Below are 212 nucleotides of genomic sequence, written 5' to 3'. Positions count from 1 at the left end.
GGAGTGGACGGGACTCGAACCCGCGACCCCCGGCGTGACAGGCCGGTATTCTAACCAACTGAACTACCACTCCGCTAAGGATATCTTGCAACTGATGACATGAGAAATTGTTGGCGGAGTGGACGGGACTCGAACCCGCGACCCCCGGCGTGACAGGCCGGTATTCTAACCAACTGAACTACCACTCCACAAAGGCAATTTCAATTTGTATC

2 tRNA genes are annotated in these 212 nt (G+C 54.7%); both read right to left on the bottom strand.

Annotated elements, in window-relative coordinates:
- Positions 1–73 (bottom strand) — tRNA-Asp (locus tag E8M12_RS07560).
- Positions 74–111: 38 nt separating this feature from the next.
- Positions 112–188: transfer RNA gene (locus E8M12_RS07555), tRNA-Asp, on the bottom strand.
- Positions 189–212: the final 24 nt, after the last annotated feature.

Origin of the sequence: Thalassotalea mangrovi (assembly GCF_005116735.1) — a bacterium.
Lineage (GTDB): Bacteria > Pseudomonadota > Gammaproteobacteria > Enterobacterales > Alteromonadaceae > Thalassotalea_A > Thalassotalea_A mangrovi.
Note: the sequence above shows the minus strand (reverse complement) of the source record. Positions and strands in the feature narration are given on the sequence as shown.